This is a genomic window from Micromonospora sp. NPDC047187 (genome assembly GCF_040643355.1).
Classification (GTDB): Bacteria; Actinomycetota; Actinomycetes; order Mycobacteriales; family Micromonosporaceae; genus Micromonospora; species Micromonospora salmantinae.
Genome location: NZ_JBEYUF010000014.1, coordinates 107,171 through 121,828, shown reverse-complemented (window position 1 = coordinate 121,828; position 14,658 = coordinate 107,171). Strand labels below are relative to the sequence as shown.

At 71.7% G+C, this 14,658-nt stretch carries 16 protein-coding genes; 6 read left to right on the top strand and 10 right to left on the bottom strand.

Annotated elements, in window-relative coordinates:
- The first annotated feature begins 50 nt into the window (after nucleotides 1-50).
- Complete coding sequence (locus tag ABZ794_RS22135) at nucleotides 51-671, top strand: helix-turn-helix domain-containing protein (RefSeq protein ID WP_357517295.1); 621 nt, start codon at nucleotides 51-53, stop codon at nucleotides 669-671.
- Nucleotides 668-1,930 (top strand): MFS transporter, encoded by a 1,263-nt coding sequence (locus ABZ794_RS22130; protein ID WP_357517293.1) that lies wholly within the window; start codon nucleotides 668-670, stop codon nucleotides 1,928-1,930. Before ABZ794_RS22135 ends, ABZ794_RS22130 begins: the two co-directional genes overlap by 4 nt.
- 117 nt (nucleotides 1,931-2,047) lie before the next feature.
- Here ABZ794_RS22130 and ABZ794_RS22125 read toward each other — a convergent pair whose 3' ends face one another.
- The 4 genes from ABZ794_RS22125 to ABZ794_RS22110 all read right to left on the bottom strand — a co-directional run bounded on the left by ABZ794_RS22125 (nucleotide 2,048) and on the right by ABZ794_RS22110 (nucleotide 4,090).
- Nucleotides 2,048-2,743 (bottom strand): alpha/beta hydrolase, encoded by a 696-nt coding sequence (locus ABZ794_RS22125; protein ID WP_357517291.1) that lies wholly within the window; start codon nucleotides 2,741-2,743, stop codon nucleotides 2,048-2,050.
- Nucleotides 2,744-2,823: 80 nt separating this feature from the next.
- Nucleotides 2,824-3,423, bottom strand: a complete 600-nt coding sequence (locus ABZ794_RS22120) for a DUF4291 domain-containing protein (protein WP_357517289.1) — start codon at nucleotides 3,421-3,423, stop codon at nucleotides 2,824-2,826.
- Nucleotides 3,424-3,520: 97 nt separating this feature from the next.
- Nucleotides 3,521-3,643, bottom strand: a complete 123-nt coding sequence (locus ABZ794_RS22115) for a hypothetical protein (RefSeq protein WP_357517288.1) — start codon at nucleotides 3,641-3,643, stop codon at nucleotides 3,521-3,523.
- Nucleotides 3,644-3,667: 24 nt separating this feature from the next.
- The gene (locus ABZ794_RS22110; protein ID WP_238689427.1) at nucleotides 3,668-4,090 is read right to left on the bottom strand and encodes an MmcQ/YjbR family DNA-binding protein; all 423 of its coding nucleotides are present in this window, start codon (nucleotides 4,088-4,090) and stop codon (nucleotides 3,668-3,670) included.
- A 153-nt stretch (nucleotides 4,091-4,243) separates the two neighbouring features.
- On the opposite strand from ABZ794_RS22110, the gene ABZ794_RS22105 reads away from it, so the two are divergent.
- A complete protein-coding gene (locus tag ABZ794_RS22105) occupies nucleotides 4,244-6,046 on the top strand; it encodes an acyl-CoA dehydrogenase (RefSeq protein WP_357517285.1) in 1,803 nt (600 codons plus the stop codon).
- Between the two features lie 16 nt (nucleotides 6,047-6,062).
- Here ABZ794_RS22105 and ABZ794_RS22100 read toward each other — a convergent pair whose 3' ends face one another.
- Both ABZ794_RS22100 and ABZ794_RS22095 read right to left on the bottom strand, forming a co-directional pair.
- The gene (locus ABZ794_RS22100; protein WP_210785040.1) at nucleotides 6,063-6,239 is read right to left on the bottom strand and encodes a hypothetical protein; all 177 of its coding nucleotides are present in this window, start codon (nucleotides 6,237-6,239) and stop codon (nucleotides 6,063-6,065) included.
- A gap of 97 nt (nucleotides 6,240-6,336) precedes the next feature.
- The gene (locus tag ABZ794_RS22095) at nucleotides 6,337-7,056 is read right to left on the bottom strand and encodes a spermidine synthase (RefSeq protein WP_210785041.1); all 720 of its coding nucleotides are present in this window, start codon (nucleotides 7,054-7,056) and stop codon (nucleotides 6,337-6,339) included.
- Nucleotides 7,057-7,185: 129 nt separating this feature from the next.
- Here ABZ794_RS22095 and eccB point away from each other — a divergent pair, with 129 nt between their 5' ends.
- Entirely contained in the window at nucleotides 7,186-8,571 is a 1,386-nt protein-coding gene (eccB, locus tag ABZ794_RS22090) for a type VII secretion protein EccB (RefSeq protein ID WP_357517282.1), read from the top strand.
- 119 nt (nucleotides 8,572-8,690) lie between these two features.
- Here the strand turns inward: eccB and ABZ794_RS22085 are convergent, their stop codons facing one another.
- The 4 genes from ABZ794_RS22085 to ABZ794_RS22070 are packed head-to-tail and all read right to left on the bottom strand — an operon-like array spanning nucleotide 8,691 to nucleotide 12,564.
- Nucleotides 8,691-9,296, bottom strand: a complete 606-nt coding sequence (locus tag ABZ794_RS22085; protein WP_357517280.1) for a class I SAM-dependent methyltransferase — start codon at nucleotides 9,294-9,296, stop codon at nucleotides 8,691-8,693.
- A 54-nt stretch (nucleotides 9,297-9,350) separates the two neighbouring features.
- Nucleotides 9,351-10,217, bottom strand: coding sequence for a carbohydrate ABC transporter permease (locus tag ABZ794_RS22080; RefSeq protein ID WP_091406739.1), 867 nt, complete (start codon nucleotides 10,215-10,217; stop codon nucleotides 9,351-9,353).
- The gene (locus tag ABZ794_RS22075) at nucleotides 10,217-11,173 is read right to left on the bottom strand and encodes a sugar ABC transporter permease (protein WP_210785044.1); all 957 of its coding nucleotides are present in this window, start codon (nucleotides 11,171-11,173) and stop codon (nucleotides 10,217-10,219) included. Before ABZ794_RS22075 ends, ABZ794_RS22080 begins: the two co-directional genes overlap by 1 nt.
- Nucleotides 11,170-12,564, bottom strand: a complete 1,395-nt coding sequence (locus ABZ794_RS22070) for an extracellular solute-binding protein (RefSeq protein ID WP_357517278.1) — start codon at nucleotides 12,562-12,564, stop codon at nucleotides 11,170-11,172. The genes ABZ794_RS22075 and ABZ794_RS22070 overlap by 4 nt, the downstream gene beginning before the upstream one ends.
- 115 nt (nucleotides 12,565-12,679) lie before the next feature.
- On the opposite strand from ABZ794_RS22070, the gene ABZ794_RS22065 reads away from it, so the two are divergent.
- Together ABZ794_RS22065 and ABZ794_RS22060 are read left to right on the top strand one after the other, a co-directional pair.
- Entirely contained in the window at nucleotides 12,680-13,720 is a 1,041-nt protein-coding gene (locus tag ABZ794_RS22065) for a zinc-binding dehydrogenase (RefSeq protein ID WP_210785046.1), read from the top strand.
- The gene (locus tag ABZ794_RS22060) at nucleotides 13,717-14,538 is read left to right on the top strand and encodes a sugar phosphate isomerase/epimerase family protein (RefSeq protein ID WP_210785047.1); all 822 of its coding nucleotides are present in this window, start codon (nucleotides 13,717-13,719) and stop codon (nucleotides 14,536-14,538) included. Before ABZ794_RS22065 ends, ABZ794_RS22060 begins: the two co-directional genes overlap by 4 nt.
- The last annotated feature ends 120 nt before the right edge of the window (nucleotides 14,539-14,658 follow it).

Below are 14,658 nucleotides of genomic sequence, written 5' to 3'. Positions count from 1 at the left end.
GCGGCGGCTCGGGGTTGCCCCGATCAAATCTGAGAGACTACTCTCGAAACATGTCTCTCAAGAATCCGTACGGGGATTTCGAGATCAGTGAGCCGCAGGCGCTGCGGGCGCTGGCCCACCCGGTCCGGCTGGCGATCCTGGAGCACCTTCAGCGGCACGGCCCGGCGACTGCCACCGGGCTCTCGCCGCACGTCGGCGCCACACCGTCGGTGGTCAGCTGGCACCTGCGGCACCTCGCGACGTTCGGCCTGGTCCTCGACTGGGACGGTGCCACCAGCAAGCGGGAACGCTGGTGGCAGGCGGCAGCCCGCGGCTTCCGCTTCACGGTGCCGGAGGGCGCCGAGGGGCAGTCCGCCAGCCAGCAGCTACGCGGCGAGATGTTCGCCCGCAACGCCGACGCACCCCAGCAGTGGCTGCTGCATGAGGAGCCCCGGCTGGACCCCGAGTGGCGGGCGCTGGCCGGCATGGCCGACACCAGGTTCGTGGCCACCGCCGACGAACTGCGGCAACTGGAGGAGTCCATCGAGGAGCTGATCGCCCCGTACGTGCGGCGCAAGGAGGAGCCGGCCCCGGCCGACGCGCGGATCGTCCGGATGCTGCGCTACCTGCTGCCCGAGGCGGGGGACGAAGCCCCGGCCGAGCCCGGCGACGACGGCGCGCCCGCGTCATGACCGCCACCGACGTCCCCACCGACACCGGGCCCCCGCCGGCCCTGCACCGTGACCGGCGGTTCCGCACCTTCTGGATCAGCGAGACGATCTCCCATTTCGGCGATCGGATCAGCGAACTGGCCCTACCGCTGATCGCCGTCACCCTGCTCACCGCCACACCCGTGCAGGTCAGCGTGCTCACCGCGCTGATCTGGCTGCCCAACCTGCTGGGCCTGTTCCTCGGCGCCTGGGTGGACCAGCGCACCCACAAGCGGCGACTGCTGATCATCGCCGACCTGATTCGCGCCGCTGTGCTGCTCAGCCTGCCGGTGGCCTACCTGTTCGACGCGATCACCCTCACCCAGCTCTACCTGGTGGCACTGCTCACCGGCTTCGGAGCGGTGCTCTTCGCCATGGCGCGTCAGGCGTTCTTCGTCGGCCTGGTGCCGCGATCGGCGTACGTGGACGCGAACAGCAAGATGAGCATGAGCCGATCGCTCTCCTTCATCGCCGGCCCGGCCGTCGGCGGTGGGCTGGTCCAGGCGCTCAGCGCGCCGGTCGCGATCGTCGTCGACGCGCTCTCCTTCCTCGGCTCCGCGCTACTGCTCAGCCGCATCCCGGTGACCGAGGCCACGCCACCACCGCGTCGGACGTCCACCCTCGGCCTGGTCCGCGAAGGGCTCGTGCTGGTGCTGCGGCACCCGGTGCTGCGGGCCGCCCTCGGCTGCACCAGCACTGTCAACTTCTTCACCTTCATCACCGGCGCGCTGCTGGTGCTCTACGCCAGCCGCGAACTCGACCTGTCAGCCGGCGCGATCGGCATCGCCCTCGGTTTCGGGGCGATCGGCGGATTCATGGGCGCGGCGCTCGCACCGCGAGTCTCACGCGCCATCGGTCTGGGCCGCACCGCCATGATCGGCGCGGTGCTCTTCCCCGCGCCACTGGCGCTGACCGCGCTGGTGTCCGGACCCACCTGGACGAAGGTGGCCATGCTGGCGGCCATCGAGCTGGTCTCCAGCGTCGGGGTGATGCTGATGGACGTGAACCTCAACGCCCTCCTCATCGCCGTGACACCCGCCGACGCGCTGGGACGCCGGGCCGGTGCCTACAGCGCCGTCAACTACGGCATCCGACCGCTCGGCGCGCTGGTCGGCGGTGCCTTGGGCACCACCATCGGGCTGCGGCCCACACTGGCCATCGCCGGCCTGGGTGGCGTGCTCGCCGTGCTGTGGCTGCTCGCGTCACCGGTGCGCCACATCCAGACCCTCGACACGACCTGAGGGCTGCCGCGGCGCTCGACGATGCCGCCGGTGACGGCGGGGGCCGCCGTACGGCAGCCCTCGTCGTCGGCAGCTCGGATCGCCTTGGTCTGGGGCTGCGGCCCCGGCCAGCGAAGGTCAGCCGGCCTCGACCAACAGAATCCGGGCCAGCTCGGTGGGCTGGGAGAACATCGGCCAGTGGCCGGTGTCCATGGTGACCAGTCGCCAGTGGTCGCTGGTCAGCAGTTTCGCCACCGTGTCGTTGGGCTCAGGCCCGTCGAGCAGGCACTTGACGTACGTCGCCGGTAGCTCACCCAGCGGCCGGGTCAGCACGGCCGGCTCGGTCAACGTGGCCCCCGGGTGCGTCGTGGTGCCCTCGATCAGCCGGGCGATCTGCTCGTCGGTGAGACCCTGACCGTCGAAGTCGGCCACGCCGGCCGGAGCCCAATCGCCGCCGTTGTCGGCGAGTTGCGCCTCGAAGGCCGCCTGGCCCTGCCACCAGCCGGAGGCGAACGACCCACCGTCGACCGGCACCTCGGAATCCACGAAGACCACCCGGGTCAACCGGTCGCCGATCCGCTCGGCGGCCTGGCCCACCGGAATGCCGGCGTAGCTGTGCCCGACCAGCACCACGTCGCGCAGGTCGCCGCGCTCGATCTCGTCGACGATGTCCTGCACGTGGGTCTGCTGCCCGGCGGGCACATCCCGCCGGTCGGCGAGACCGGAGAGGGTCAACGCGTGCGTGCCGTGGCCGGCCGCCCGAAGTGGTGCCACCACCTCGTCCCATGCCGAGGATCCCAGCCACGCCCCCGCCACCAACACGAAATCAGCCATGGCCGGGACCCTAGCGGCACCCTCCGACAGCCCCGAAACGTCAGGACCAGGTGCGGGCCTGGGCCGGTGACCGCGAAGGGTCAGCCGGTGGCGTCGAGGTGGGCCGCGATCTGCCTCGGCAGCGGATAGCCTCGTTCGGCCGGCAGGTGGTCCGTGGCCGCCCGCACGTCATGGCCCCGCACCAGGTCCCGTACGCGGTGGACGGTGGAGGTGATGTCCGTGACGCTGACCGTCCAGTCGTCGACGTAACGGGTGACGGCTTCGCCGGACAGTCCGACCTGCAACGACCGGTAGGGCAACGCGCTCAGGTGCAGTGTCCGTTCCGGATCCCACTGCACCCGTACCGGGCTGGCCTTGAGTTGCCGCGACCACGTCGCCCGGTCGCCGTGCAGGCCCTGGTCGTAGTGACTCAGACAGGCTCTCGCCAGCGCCCACTCGAAGCCCTCCCGCGTGATGTCGATGGACAGCACACGCTCCTGCCCGGGCTTGGTGGCCCAACCGCAGCGGTACATCATCCACAGGAACGACGGCTTGATCCAGGTCATCCGGTCCCGCTTGAAGGGGGGCACGAAGCGACCGGCGGCCACCGCCGGCAGCGCGATCTCCGGTGGGTACGCCTGGTACACGGTGATCGTGTCGGCCGAGAAACGAGCACGGATCTGACGGGCAGGAACGGACACCCTGCGATCTTCACCCACCGGAGGGCACCTCTCCACCGGGTTTCGTACCCGAGCCGGGGGAGACCCGGTGCCGACCGGCGGCTGCCGAACTGGGCACTCAGGCGTGGTCCCGGGCGGGCGGCCCGATCTCCACCGGCATCCGGTGGATCTGGACCGGGTACTCGACGGCCGAGACCCCGCCGTTGAGCCCGGCGGTCAGGTGCAGACCGTCGGCGCTCAACCGGCGGCAGGGTGCCCTCGGCGCTCAGCCAATCGGCGGTGCCGAAGGGCCGACCCGGGCGGCGAGCCGCTTCGGGGCCATGACCACGTAGCTCTCGGTGAGCAACTCACAGACCTCCTCCCAGTCGGTGTCCTCGTCCAGGACCATGCCCATCACGTTCGGACTCCAGTCCGGTTTGTAGAAGGGGTGCCCGGTGGCGAGGAGCCCGGCGATCTCGTCGAGTGGCGACCGGAAGGTCAGCAGGCAGGCGGGCTGGTCGAGTGCGGCAGCCCGTCCGTGCACCGGCTGGCGGTCGGGGTCGACGGTGAGCACGTGGGCGATGGTCCGCTTGCGGATCCGCCAGCGGGTGCCCACCCAGGCGGGCTCCTCGTAGGTTTCCGGCAACCCGAGGCAGATCGGCCGCAGCCGGTCGAGGACCTCGGGCGGGACGTCTCCGGGTGCGGTCACGGACAACGACGCTAACCGGTCGGTGTGACACGTTCCGCTCGTCGAACCCCGCCCGGGCCGGTGGTGCGTGCCCCGTCGATCCGCCAGGATGGGCGGGGCGACAGTGGGCCGTCGCCCCGGCCCGACCCGCCCCCGTGCCCGCTGAGGAGTGCCGTGCCGTCCACCCTGCTCTCCCGCCGTGACCTCGACTTCCTGCTGCACGAGTGGCTGCGGGTGTCCGAACTCGTCGAGCGCCCCCGCTACGCCGAGCACTCCCGGGAGACCTTCGACGACGCCCTGGATCTCGCCGAGCGAGTGGCCACCGAGCAGTTCGCCCCGCACAACCGCGCCGCCGACCTGGCCGAGCCCACCTTCGACGGGCAGCGGGTGCGGCTGATCCCGCAGGTCCGCGCGGCGTTGGACAGCTTCGCCGAGACGGGCCTGCTCACCGCCGGGCTGGACGCCACTGTTGGTGGCCTGCAACTGCCGCACGCCGTCGCGGCGGCCTGCTTCACCTGGTTCCAGGCCGCCAACGTGGCCACCTCGGCCTACCCGTTCCTCACCCTGGGCAACGCCAACCTGCTGCTGGCTCACGGCAGCCCCGAGCAGGTGGACACCTACGTCCGGCCCATGCTGGACGGTCGGTTCTTCGGCACCATGTGCCTGTCCGAGCCGCACGCCGGCAGCTCGCTGGCCGACATCACCACCCGCGCCGAGCCGCAGGCGGACGGCACGTACCGGCTCTTCGGCACCAAGATGTGGATCTCCGGCGGCGACCACGAGTTGGCCGAGAACATCGTCCACCTGGTGCTGGCGCGCATCCCGGGCGCACCGCCCGGCGTCAAGGGCATCTCGCTGTTCATCGTGCCCAAGGTGCTGGTCGGCCCGGACGGGTCGCTCGGTGAGCGCAACGACGTGGCGTTGGCCGGGCTCAACCACAAGATGGGGTTCCGCGGCACCACAAACACCCTGCTCAGCTTCGGCGACGGCGCGCACACCCCGGCCGGCAGCGCCGGAGCGATCGGTCACCTGGTCGGCGCGCCGCACCAGGGTCTGGCGCAGATGTTCCACATGATGAACGAGGCCCGGATCGGGGTCGGCGCGGGCGCCACCGCGCTGGGTTACACCGGCTATCTCAAGAGCCTGGCGTACGCGAAGGAGAGGCCGCAGGGCCGGCCGGTCGGCGCGAAGGACCCGGCCGCCGCGCAGGTGCCGATCATCGACCACCCTGACGTACGACGGATGCTGCTGGCCCAGAAGAGCTACGTGGAGGGGGCACTGGCGCTGGTGCTCTACTGCGCGCGGTTGCTCGACGAGCAGAAGACCGCCCCTGCCCAGGCCGACCGCGAGCGCGCGCACCTGCTGCTGGACGTGCTCACCCCGATCACCAAGAGTTGGCCGTCGCAGTGGTGCCTCGCCGCCAACGACCTGGCGATCCAGGTGCTCGGGGGTGCCGGCTACACCCGCGACCACGATGTGGAGCAGCACTACCGGGACAACCGGCTCAACCCGATCCACGAGGGCACCCACGGCATCCAGGCACTGGATCTGCTGGGACGCAAGATGATCATGCAGGGCGGGGCTGGTCTCGCCCTGCTGACCACGACGATCGGTGACACGGTCGAGCGGGCCCACAAGGTCGGGGGAGAGGCGTCCGAGCTGGCGGAGCGGCTGGCCGCCGCGGGGGACCGGGTCACCGCTGTCACCCGTCGACTGTGGGCCGACGGTGACCCGGTGCTCGCGCTGGCCAACGCCAGCGCCTACCTGGAGGCCGTCGGGCACGTGGTGATCGCGTGGATGTGGTTGGAGCAGGTGCTGGCGCTGCCGGCGGAGGGGGCCGGCGACGGGTTCCACGCCGGCAAGCGGCAGGCCGCCCGCTACTTCTTCGCCGTCGAGTTGCCCAGGACCGGCCCGCAGTTCGACCTGCTGGAGAGCCGGGACCGAACCACGCTCGACATGCGCCCGGACTGGTTCTGACCGGTCCCGCCGCCCGTCACCGTCGACGGGACCGGTGGCTCACGGCCTGCCGCCCCTTGACGACGCCCCAGACGATCACGATCACCAGCGCGATCACGCCGATGATGATCAGCCAGCGGACCGCCTCGAGGATCAACCCGAGCAGGATCAGCACGCCGGCGACCACGCCGACAACCCAGAGCAGTGCACGCATGTCGACCTCCCGTAACCGGCCGCGCCTGGTGCGGCCGGCCCCCGCTTCTCGTTCCCCGTCCGGCCGACACCATGCGGGCGCGGCCTACCGAAGTCGATCAGGAGCCGGTACGCGCCACGTAGACGGTGTTCGCCGACTCCCCGCCGGTCAGCGGATTGGCGAACGGCACGACATGCGCGCGTACGCTCGCGAACACCTCGGTGAGCGCGGCGGTGAACTCGGCGTCCGGCGGGTCGTCCGACCAGAGCGCGAAGACGCCCTCGGGGCGTAGCAGGGCGGCCAGGCGACGCAACCCGGCCGGCGGGTAGAACGCCGCGTGGCTCGGGTGCAGGACGTTGCGCGGGGAGTGGTCGACGTCGAGCAGCACCGCGTCGAACCGCCGGCCGGGCACCTCGGCGTCGAAACCGGTGTCACCGGCCACCGCCGCGAAGAAGTCGGCCTGCACGAAGCGGGTCCGGGGGTCCTCGGCGAGCCCCGCCGCGAACGGCAGCAGCCCTCGCTGGTGCCAGTCGATCACGTCCTCGATCGCCTCCACCACGAGCAGTGAGCGCACCCGGGGGTCGCCCAGCGCCGCGCAGGCGGTGTAGCCCAGCCCGAGACCGCCCACCACCACGTCGAGCGAGTCACCGGCCACCTCGGCGAGGCCGAGCCGGGCCAGCTCGATCTCCGCGACCGGGAAGAGGCTGGACATCAGGTACTCGTCGTCGAGCTTGACCTCGTACACCTCGACCTGGAGTGCCGGGTCCCGGCGTCGGCGCAGGCTGATCGCGCCGATCGGGGTCTCCCGCCAGGCCAGCTCTTCGAAACGCGCGCCCACGGGTGCCCTCTCGCCGCCGGATTCGTCCACGGATGGTAGCGGTTGCCCCGCGACGGGCGGCCACGCAGGGTCCGCAGGAGATCGACGCAGCGCATATCCTGTGCCCGGCCGATCCACCGGAGGTGACTCATGCCGTCGCGGCAGGACCAGCTGCACTCCTACCAGTTCAGCGTCCAGCGGGCGGTCGCCGCCCTGGTGATGCGGGAGACCGACCCCGCCCAGTCGCCGTTTCGGCGGCTGGCCGGCGCCGGCCTGGCCAGCGTCCTGGTCGCGGCGATCGGGCTCGGTGGTTTCGCCCTCTACGGCCTGTTCGCCGGTGGTGGCAAGGGGTGGCGCGACCCGGGCGCGGTGATCGTGGAGAAGGAGTCCGGCGCCCGGTTCGTCTACCGCGAGCAGAAGCTGCACCCGGTGCTCAACTACGCCTCGGCGCTGCTCATCGTCGGTGCGGACCGTTCGAAGACGGTCCTGGTGTCCCGACGCACGATCGACGGGGTGCCGCGCGGGCTGCCGTTGGGCATCGCCGACGCACCCGACTCGCTACCCGCCCCGGGCCGGCTGGCCGCCACGGCGTGGACGGTCTGCTCGATGGTCCCGGCCGGCGCGGGCGTCGAGGTGCCCCGCTCCGCGTTGCTGATCGGCACCGAGCCCGACGGCGGTCGGCCGTTGGGCGATGACGCGCTGCTGCTGCGCCACCCCGACGGCGGGCTGTACCTGGTCTGGCACCAGCGCCGCTACCTCGTCCGTGATCCCAGCCGGGTGCTGGCGGCGCTCGCCACCACCCGCGCCCAGGCGGTTCGGGTGGCGCCGGCGCTGCTCAACTCGCTGCCCGCCGGCACCGACCTCGCCCCGCTCGATCCGCCCGCGTTGGGTCGGCCCGCCACCCGGGTGCCGGGTGCGGCGATCGGCACCGTCTACCTGGTGAGCAACTCCGGTGGCGGCCGGCAGTACGCGGTGGCGCTCGACGCCGGCCTGGCCGGCATCACCGAGTTGCAGGCGGGGTTGTTGCTGGCCCGCACCGGGCAGGTCGAGCCGGAGCCGATGACGTTGGGTCGGTTCGCCGCCCTGCCCACGGTGCCGGATCTCGCCCCGACCGGCCCGAACGCCCCGCCACCGACCCCGCCCCGGCTCGCGGCCGGCGACGGCGGGGCGCTCTGCACCCGCATCGGCGACGACGGCGGGGTTGGTGAGGTGCGCTGGGGCGTACCGCCGCGGGACCTGACGGCCGTGCCCCGCACCGCGCCCACCGGCGGCGCGGTGCTGGCCGACCACGTGGTGGTGGAGCCGGGCCGCGGTGCGGTGGTCGAGGCCGTCGCGGCGCCCGGCGCGACCGGCGGCGCGGTCTCCGTGGTCACCGACCTGGGCCGACGGTACGTGCTGGCCGACCGGGAGGTGCTCCCGATGCTCGGTTACCGCGGCGTGCGGCCGGTGCGGCTACCGGCCGGGCTGGTCAGCCTGGTGCCCGCCGGCGCCACCCTCGACCCGGCCGCCGCCCGCGCCGTCGCCGCCCCAGACTGATCCGCCCAAAGCTGTGGCGGTGCGCTGGGGCCGCGGTGATCAAGGGGTTTGCGTCAGAACCTGGCGCGAGGCTGACGCAAATCTCTTGATCACCGGGAAGCAACGCGTGGCAGGCGGTGTCAGTCTGGCGGGCGGCGCAGGACGGTGACCGCGAACGGGGCGTCGTCGCGCCACGGGCGCAGGTCCCAGGTGGCGAAGCGCTGCTCCACGCGCAGCCCGGCGGCCACCGCGTCGGCGTCGAAGGCGGTCAGTGGGTAGCCGCGCTCGGTGCCGAAGCCCACTGTCAGCACGCCGTCGGGTCGCAGGTGCGCTGCCACCCGGCGCAGCACCTCCGGTTCGGTGCCGACGGCGACGAAGGCGAGCACGTTGCCGGCCAGCACCGCCGCGTCGAACGGCTCGGCCTCACCCAGCGCCGGCAGATCCAGGTCGGCGAGGTCGGCGACCAGCCACGTCGGGCCGGGATAGTCGGCGCGGGCGGCATCCACCAGCGCGGGGTCGGCGTCCACCCCGACCACCGTGTGGCCCCGCTCGGCCAGTGCGGCACCGACGCGGCCGGTGCCGCTGCCGGCGTCGAGAATGCGGGAGCCGGGCGCGACGAGGGCGTCCACCAGTCGGGCCTCGCCGGCGAGGTCCGCGCCCTCGGCCACGAGCTTGCGGAACCGGTCGATATACCACTGTGAGTGCTCGGGACCGGTGTCGGTCGCCCAGCGGGTCGGGTTGGCCATGAGGCCACCGTATCCGGGCCGGTGGGGGCCGGGCGGGCGACCCGGACGAGACCATCATCCCTTCTCCGCGCCGCTGGTCAGCCCCTCGGTGAGCAGCCGTTCGCTGGCGAAGAAGAGGATCACGATGGGCAGGGTGAGCACGACCGAGCCGGCCATCAGCACGGTCTTGGGAACCTCCACCCCGTCGGCGAGCAGGGACAACCCCAGCGACACCGTCCACCGGTTGGGTTTGTCGACCAGGAACAGCAGGGCGAAGAGGAACTCGTTCCAGGCGATCATGAAGTCGTAGAGCGCGACCGCCATGATCGACGGCATCGCCAGGGGCAGGCTGACACGACGGATGATGCCGAGTCGGCCGGCGCCGTCGATGGCGGCGGACTCCTCCAGGCTGACCGGGATGGTCTCGAAGTAGTTCTTCAGCATGTAGACCGACACCGGCAACGTCTGCGAGATGTAGACCAGCACCAGACCGAACAGCGAGCCGCGCAGCCCGGCGCGGGTGAAGACCACGAACAGCGGGATCGCGATGACGATCGACGGAAACAGGTAGACCGCCAGGAACAGGAAGTCCACCTGCCTCCGGCCGAAGAACCGTAGCCGGGCCACCGCGTACGCGCCGGGGATCGCGACCAGGAGAGTGAGCACTGTCGCCGCGACGGCGACCAGCCCACTGTTGCGGATGAAGGTGAGGAAACCCTGGCCGCCGTCGTCGGTGGCCTTGAGTACCTCGGCGTACGTGGCCACGGTCAGCTCACCGAAGCCGACCACCAGCGCCCCGGGGTCGAGCAGCAGCCGCTCGATGGGGCGCACCGAGAGCACCAGCATGTAGTAGAAGGGGAAGACCGTGATCACCAGGAACACGGCGATCACCAGGCGGCGCAGCCAGCGCAGGCTCACCGTCTCGACCACGTCCCGGTCCATCAGCCCACCCTCCGTCCGAAGAAGCGCAGATAGATCAGCACGAACACGATGAGCACCACGGCCAGCACGACCGCCTGGGCGGCCGCGGCCCCGATGTCGGTACGGGCGGTGAGGAACTCGTACACCCGCACGCTGACCACCTCGGTGCCGGCGGCACCGCCGGTGAGCAGGTAGACGTCGTCGAACTTGTTGAACGTCATGATGAAGCGCAGCACGCCCAGCAGGGCGATCACCGGCAGCAGCTGCGGCAGCAGGATGTGCCGGAACCGCTGGGTGGGGGTGGCGCCGTCGACCCGGGCGGCCTCCTCCAACTCGCCGGGCACCGCCTGGAGCCGGGCCAGCAGGAACAGGAACGCGAACGGGAAGTACCGCCACGCCTCGAAGACGATCACCGTGGCCAGCGCTGTCGACTCCTGGGTGAGGAACGGCACCGGGGCGTCCCAGCCGAGCAGGCGTTGACCCCAGGCGTTGACGATGCCGAGCTGTGGGTCGAGCATCACCTGCCAGACGAACGTCACGGCGACCACCGGTGCCACGTACGGCAGCAGCATGGACGCCCGGACCAGGGTGCGACCCCGAAACGGCCGGCGGACGACCAGTGCGGCCACCAGGCCGAGCAGGATCGACCCGACGGTGCCGCCGATGCTGTAGATCAGCGTGACCCACAGCGTCTCGGCGAAGCCGGGGGTGTGCAGCACCCGGTCGATGTTGTCCATTGTGAACTCGCCGAACAGACCGGTCTTGCGCAGCGTGGCCAGCCGGACCCGCTGGAAGGCGAGCACCACTGTCCACACGATCGGGATGCCGATGACCGCGATGGTGACGAGCAGGGTCGGTGCGACAAGCGCGAGCCCGGCCCGGGATTCGCGGCGGCGCAGGGTCAACGGTCGGCGCCGGGGTGGCGCCGACCGCTCCCTGGTGGGGGAGCGGCCGGGGCCGGGCGCGGTGGTGGTCAATTGACGCCCGCCTTGATGGCGTCCACGTCCTTCGTGGCGCGGTTGGCGGCGGCCGCCGCGTCGGACTTGCCGGAGACGAGGTCGCCCAGCACCTTGGGCACCGGCAACTCGCCGAGCATGGCGCCGACGAGTTTGCCCTGCCCCTGGGTGAGCCCCCAGCGCCCGAAGGTGTCCGGGCTGCGGCGCAGCGTGGCCAGTACCTCGTCGCCGTACACGTCGGTGAGGGGCTTCTTCGCGTCCACACCCGCCTGGCTGGTGTTCCAGGCGGTCAGGTACGCCTCCGGCTCGGCGGGGGTGCCCTTGCGCACCGGGAAGCGGCCCTCGGGGGACATGCCGAACCAGCGCGGGTAGCCGTCACCGAGCATGTACTCCACGAAGGACTTCGCCGGGTCGGTCACCGCGCCGTCGAGAACCGCCCACGAGCTGATCTCGCCGTACTGGGCCGGTTCGGCGCCGTTCGGGCCCTTGATCGCGGTGACGAACCCGCTGTTCTTCGCGAGGAACGCCGGGTCGGCCTGGCACTGGGGGCAGGTCGGCTTGGCGTCGTTGCGCAGACCGGCGAGCTCGTCGAGGATGAACGGTGACCAGATCACCATGGCCGCCTTACCCGCGAAGTAGGTGGCCCGGGTGGTGTCCACGTCCTGCGCGCCCTTCACCGAGCTGGTGCGGATCAGGTCACCGTAGAAGCGGAACGCCTCGACGCACTGGGGTGAATCCAGTGTCACCTTCCCCGAGTCGTCGGTGAGCTGGCAGCCGTTGGCCAGCGCCAGGTGCTCGAAGGTCTGCTGGGTGAACACGTCGCTGGGGGCGGTCGCCGCGGTGATGCCCGCGACGCCGCCGGTGTTCAGTCGGGCCGCGGCGGCGGTGATCCGCTCGTACGTGTCGGGGGCGGGTAGGCCGGCCGCGGCGAACAGGTCCTTGCGGTAGACGAGCAGCTGCCCCCAGCCGTCGCTGGGCACGGAGAGCTGTTTGCCGTCGTCGGAGGTGAGCTCCAGCGCTCGGGGGGAGAACGTCTGCTTGCCCAGCTTGTCGACGACCTCCGCGTTCGCCGAGGCGTGCAGCAGCTCGTTGCCGGCGAGCGTACGGATGCCGGCGAGGGAGACCGAACCGACCACGTCGGGCAGGTCGCCGGCGGCGGCGTTGGCGGCGATCAGGGAGGGGAACTGGTCCTCGTTGACGGTCACGAGATCGACCTGGATCCCGGTCTTGGCGGTGAAGTCGGCGATGATCGCCTTGGTGGCGGTGACCCGGTCGGCCACATCCTCCAGGCTCCAGACGGTGATCTTCTTGCTGTTGCTGTCGGGTTCGTCGTCGCCGCAGGCCAGCAGGGTGGACGTGGTCAGTGCCAGGATCAGGGTGGTGGCGAGTATCCGCCTCGGAGGTGCTGACATCGATGGCACTCCTCTCGAAGGGTACAAGAAGGATCCAACACCTTCGATTGATCAATAGCAAGACATATCGCGATTTTTTGCTATCCTGGAGCCCAGTGCTACCGGGATGTGACACATGGGCAACTGGGTGGTCTCTCTCGCCGGTCCTCGACGCATCAGCCTCGAGCCCTGCCCGCCGGATCCGCTCGGCCCCGGCCAGGTCCGAGTCCGCACCTGTTACTCGGGCATCTCCGCCGGCACCGAGCTGACCCTCTACCGGGGCAGCAATCCCCGACTCAGCAAGGACTGGGACGACGCCGCCCGGATGTTCGTCCCCCGACAGACGCCGGTGCCCTACCCGTTGATCGGCTTCGGCTACGAAGAGGTCGGGGAGGTCATCGAGGTCGCGCCGGAGGTCACCGACCGGCATCCCGGGCAGCTCGTCTGGGGCATCTGGGGGCACCGGGCCGAGGCCGTGCTCGCCGCCGACGCGGTCCGCGCGCTCCCCACCGGGCTGGATCCGCTCGCCGCGGTCTTCGCCCGCCCCGGCGCCATCGCGCTGACCGCCGTGCTCGCCGGCGACCTGCACCTCGGCGACTGGGTCGGCGTCTTCGGCCAGGGTGTCATCGGGCTGCTCGCGACCCGGCTCGCGGTGCTCTCCGGGGCCCGGGTGGTGGCCGTCGACCCGGTTCCCGGCCGGCTGGAGCACGCCGCCCGATACGGTGCGCGATCCACTGTGGATGCCACTGTCACCTCCGCCGCCGCCGTGCTGCGCCAGGCCACCGACGGCCGGGGGGCCGATGTCTGCCTGGAGTTGTCCGGCGCGTACCCGGCGCTGCACGAGGCGATCCGCTCCACCGCCCACGCCGGCCGGGTCGTGGCCGCCGGTTTCTACCAGGGCCAGGCCGAGGCGCTCGGCCTCGGCGAGGAGTTCCACCACAACCGCATCCAGTTGGTGGCCGCCCAGGTCTCCGGGCCCACCCCCGCGCCGAGCATGGCCGGTCGGTGGACCGGAGACCGGGTCGCGCAGACCTTCATGGACCTGGTGGCCGACCGCAGCGTCGACCCGCTGCCGCTGGTCAGCCACATCGTCGACGCCAGCGCGGTCGCCGACGCCCTCGCGCTGCTCGACCGCGGCGCCGGTGACGTCCTCCAAGTCGTGCTGAGGTTCTCATGACCACCATCGCGCTGGCCTGTCAGGAACAACTCCTGCCGGGCACCAACCTGATCCAGAAGTACGCCCTCGCGGCCGCCCTCGGCTACCAGGGCATCGAGCTACGCGGCCGCGGCGACCTGGCGTTCGCCCGCCGGTTGCCCGAGCTGCGCCGGGCCCGCGCCGCCGGGGTGGTGATGCCCACCGTCTGCGTCGAGATGGACCACTTCATCGGCGACTTCGACCCCGCCCGGTCCGCCGACGCCGTCCGCAACCTGCGCTCCCAGCTCTCGGTGATCGCCGAGCTGGGCGGCGTCGGGGTGATGACCCCGGCCGCCTGGGGGATGTTCTCCCGACGCCTGCCGCCGTTCGAGCCGCCCCGGGCCCCGGACGGCGACCGGCAGGTGCTCCTCGACGCCCTCGGCGAGCTGGGCGAGCACGCCCGGGCCGAGGGGGTCACCCTCTTCCTGGAACCCCTCAACCGGTACGAGGACCACATGGTCAACCGTCTCGACCAGGCGGTGGCGCTCTGCGCCGCGCTCGGGCTGCCGTCGGTCCGGGTGGTCGCCGACACCTTCCACATGAACATCGAGGAGGACGACGTGCACCGCGCGCTGCGCGCCGCCGCGCCGTACCTCGGGCACGTACAGGTCAGCGACTCCAACCGGTACCAGCCCGGCGCCGGGCACCTGGACTGGCCGGCGCTGGTGCGTACCCTGCTGGAGCTGGACTACCGGGGCTGGCTGGCCCTGGAGTGCCGGCTCCGCGGCGACCCGGTCCGGGCCCTGCAACAGGCCGCCACGGTGCTGCGACACGCGCTGCCCCGGCGGGCCGCCGCGTGACCGCCGACGCAAGGCTGACCAGCGCCGGCGCGCGCTTCGATGCCGAGCCGACCAGCGTCGGCGTGCCCGTCGACGCCGCAGCGACGCGCGCCGACGCCGCCGGCACCGGCCCGGCCGACG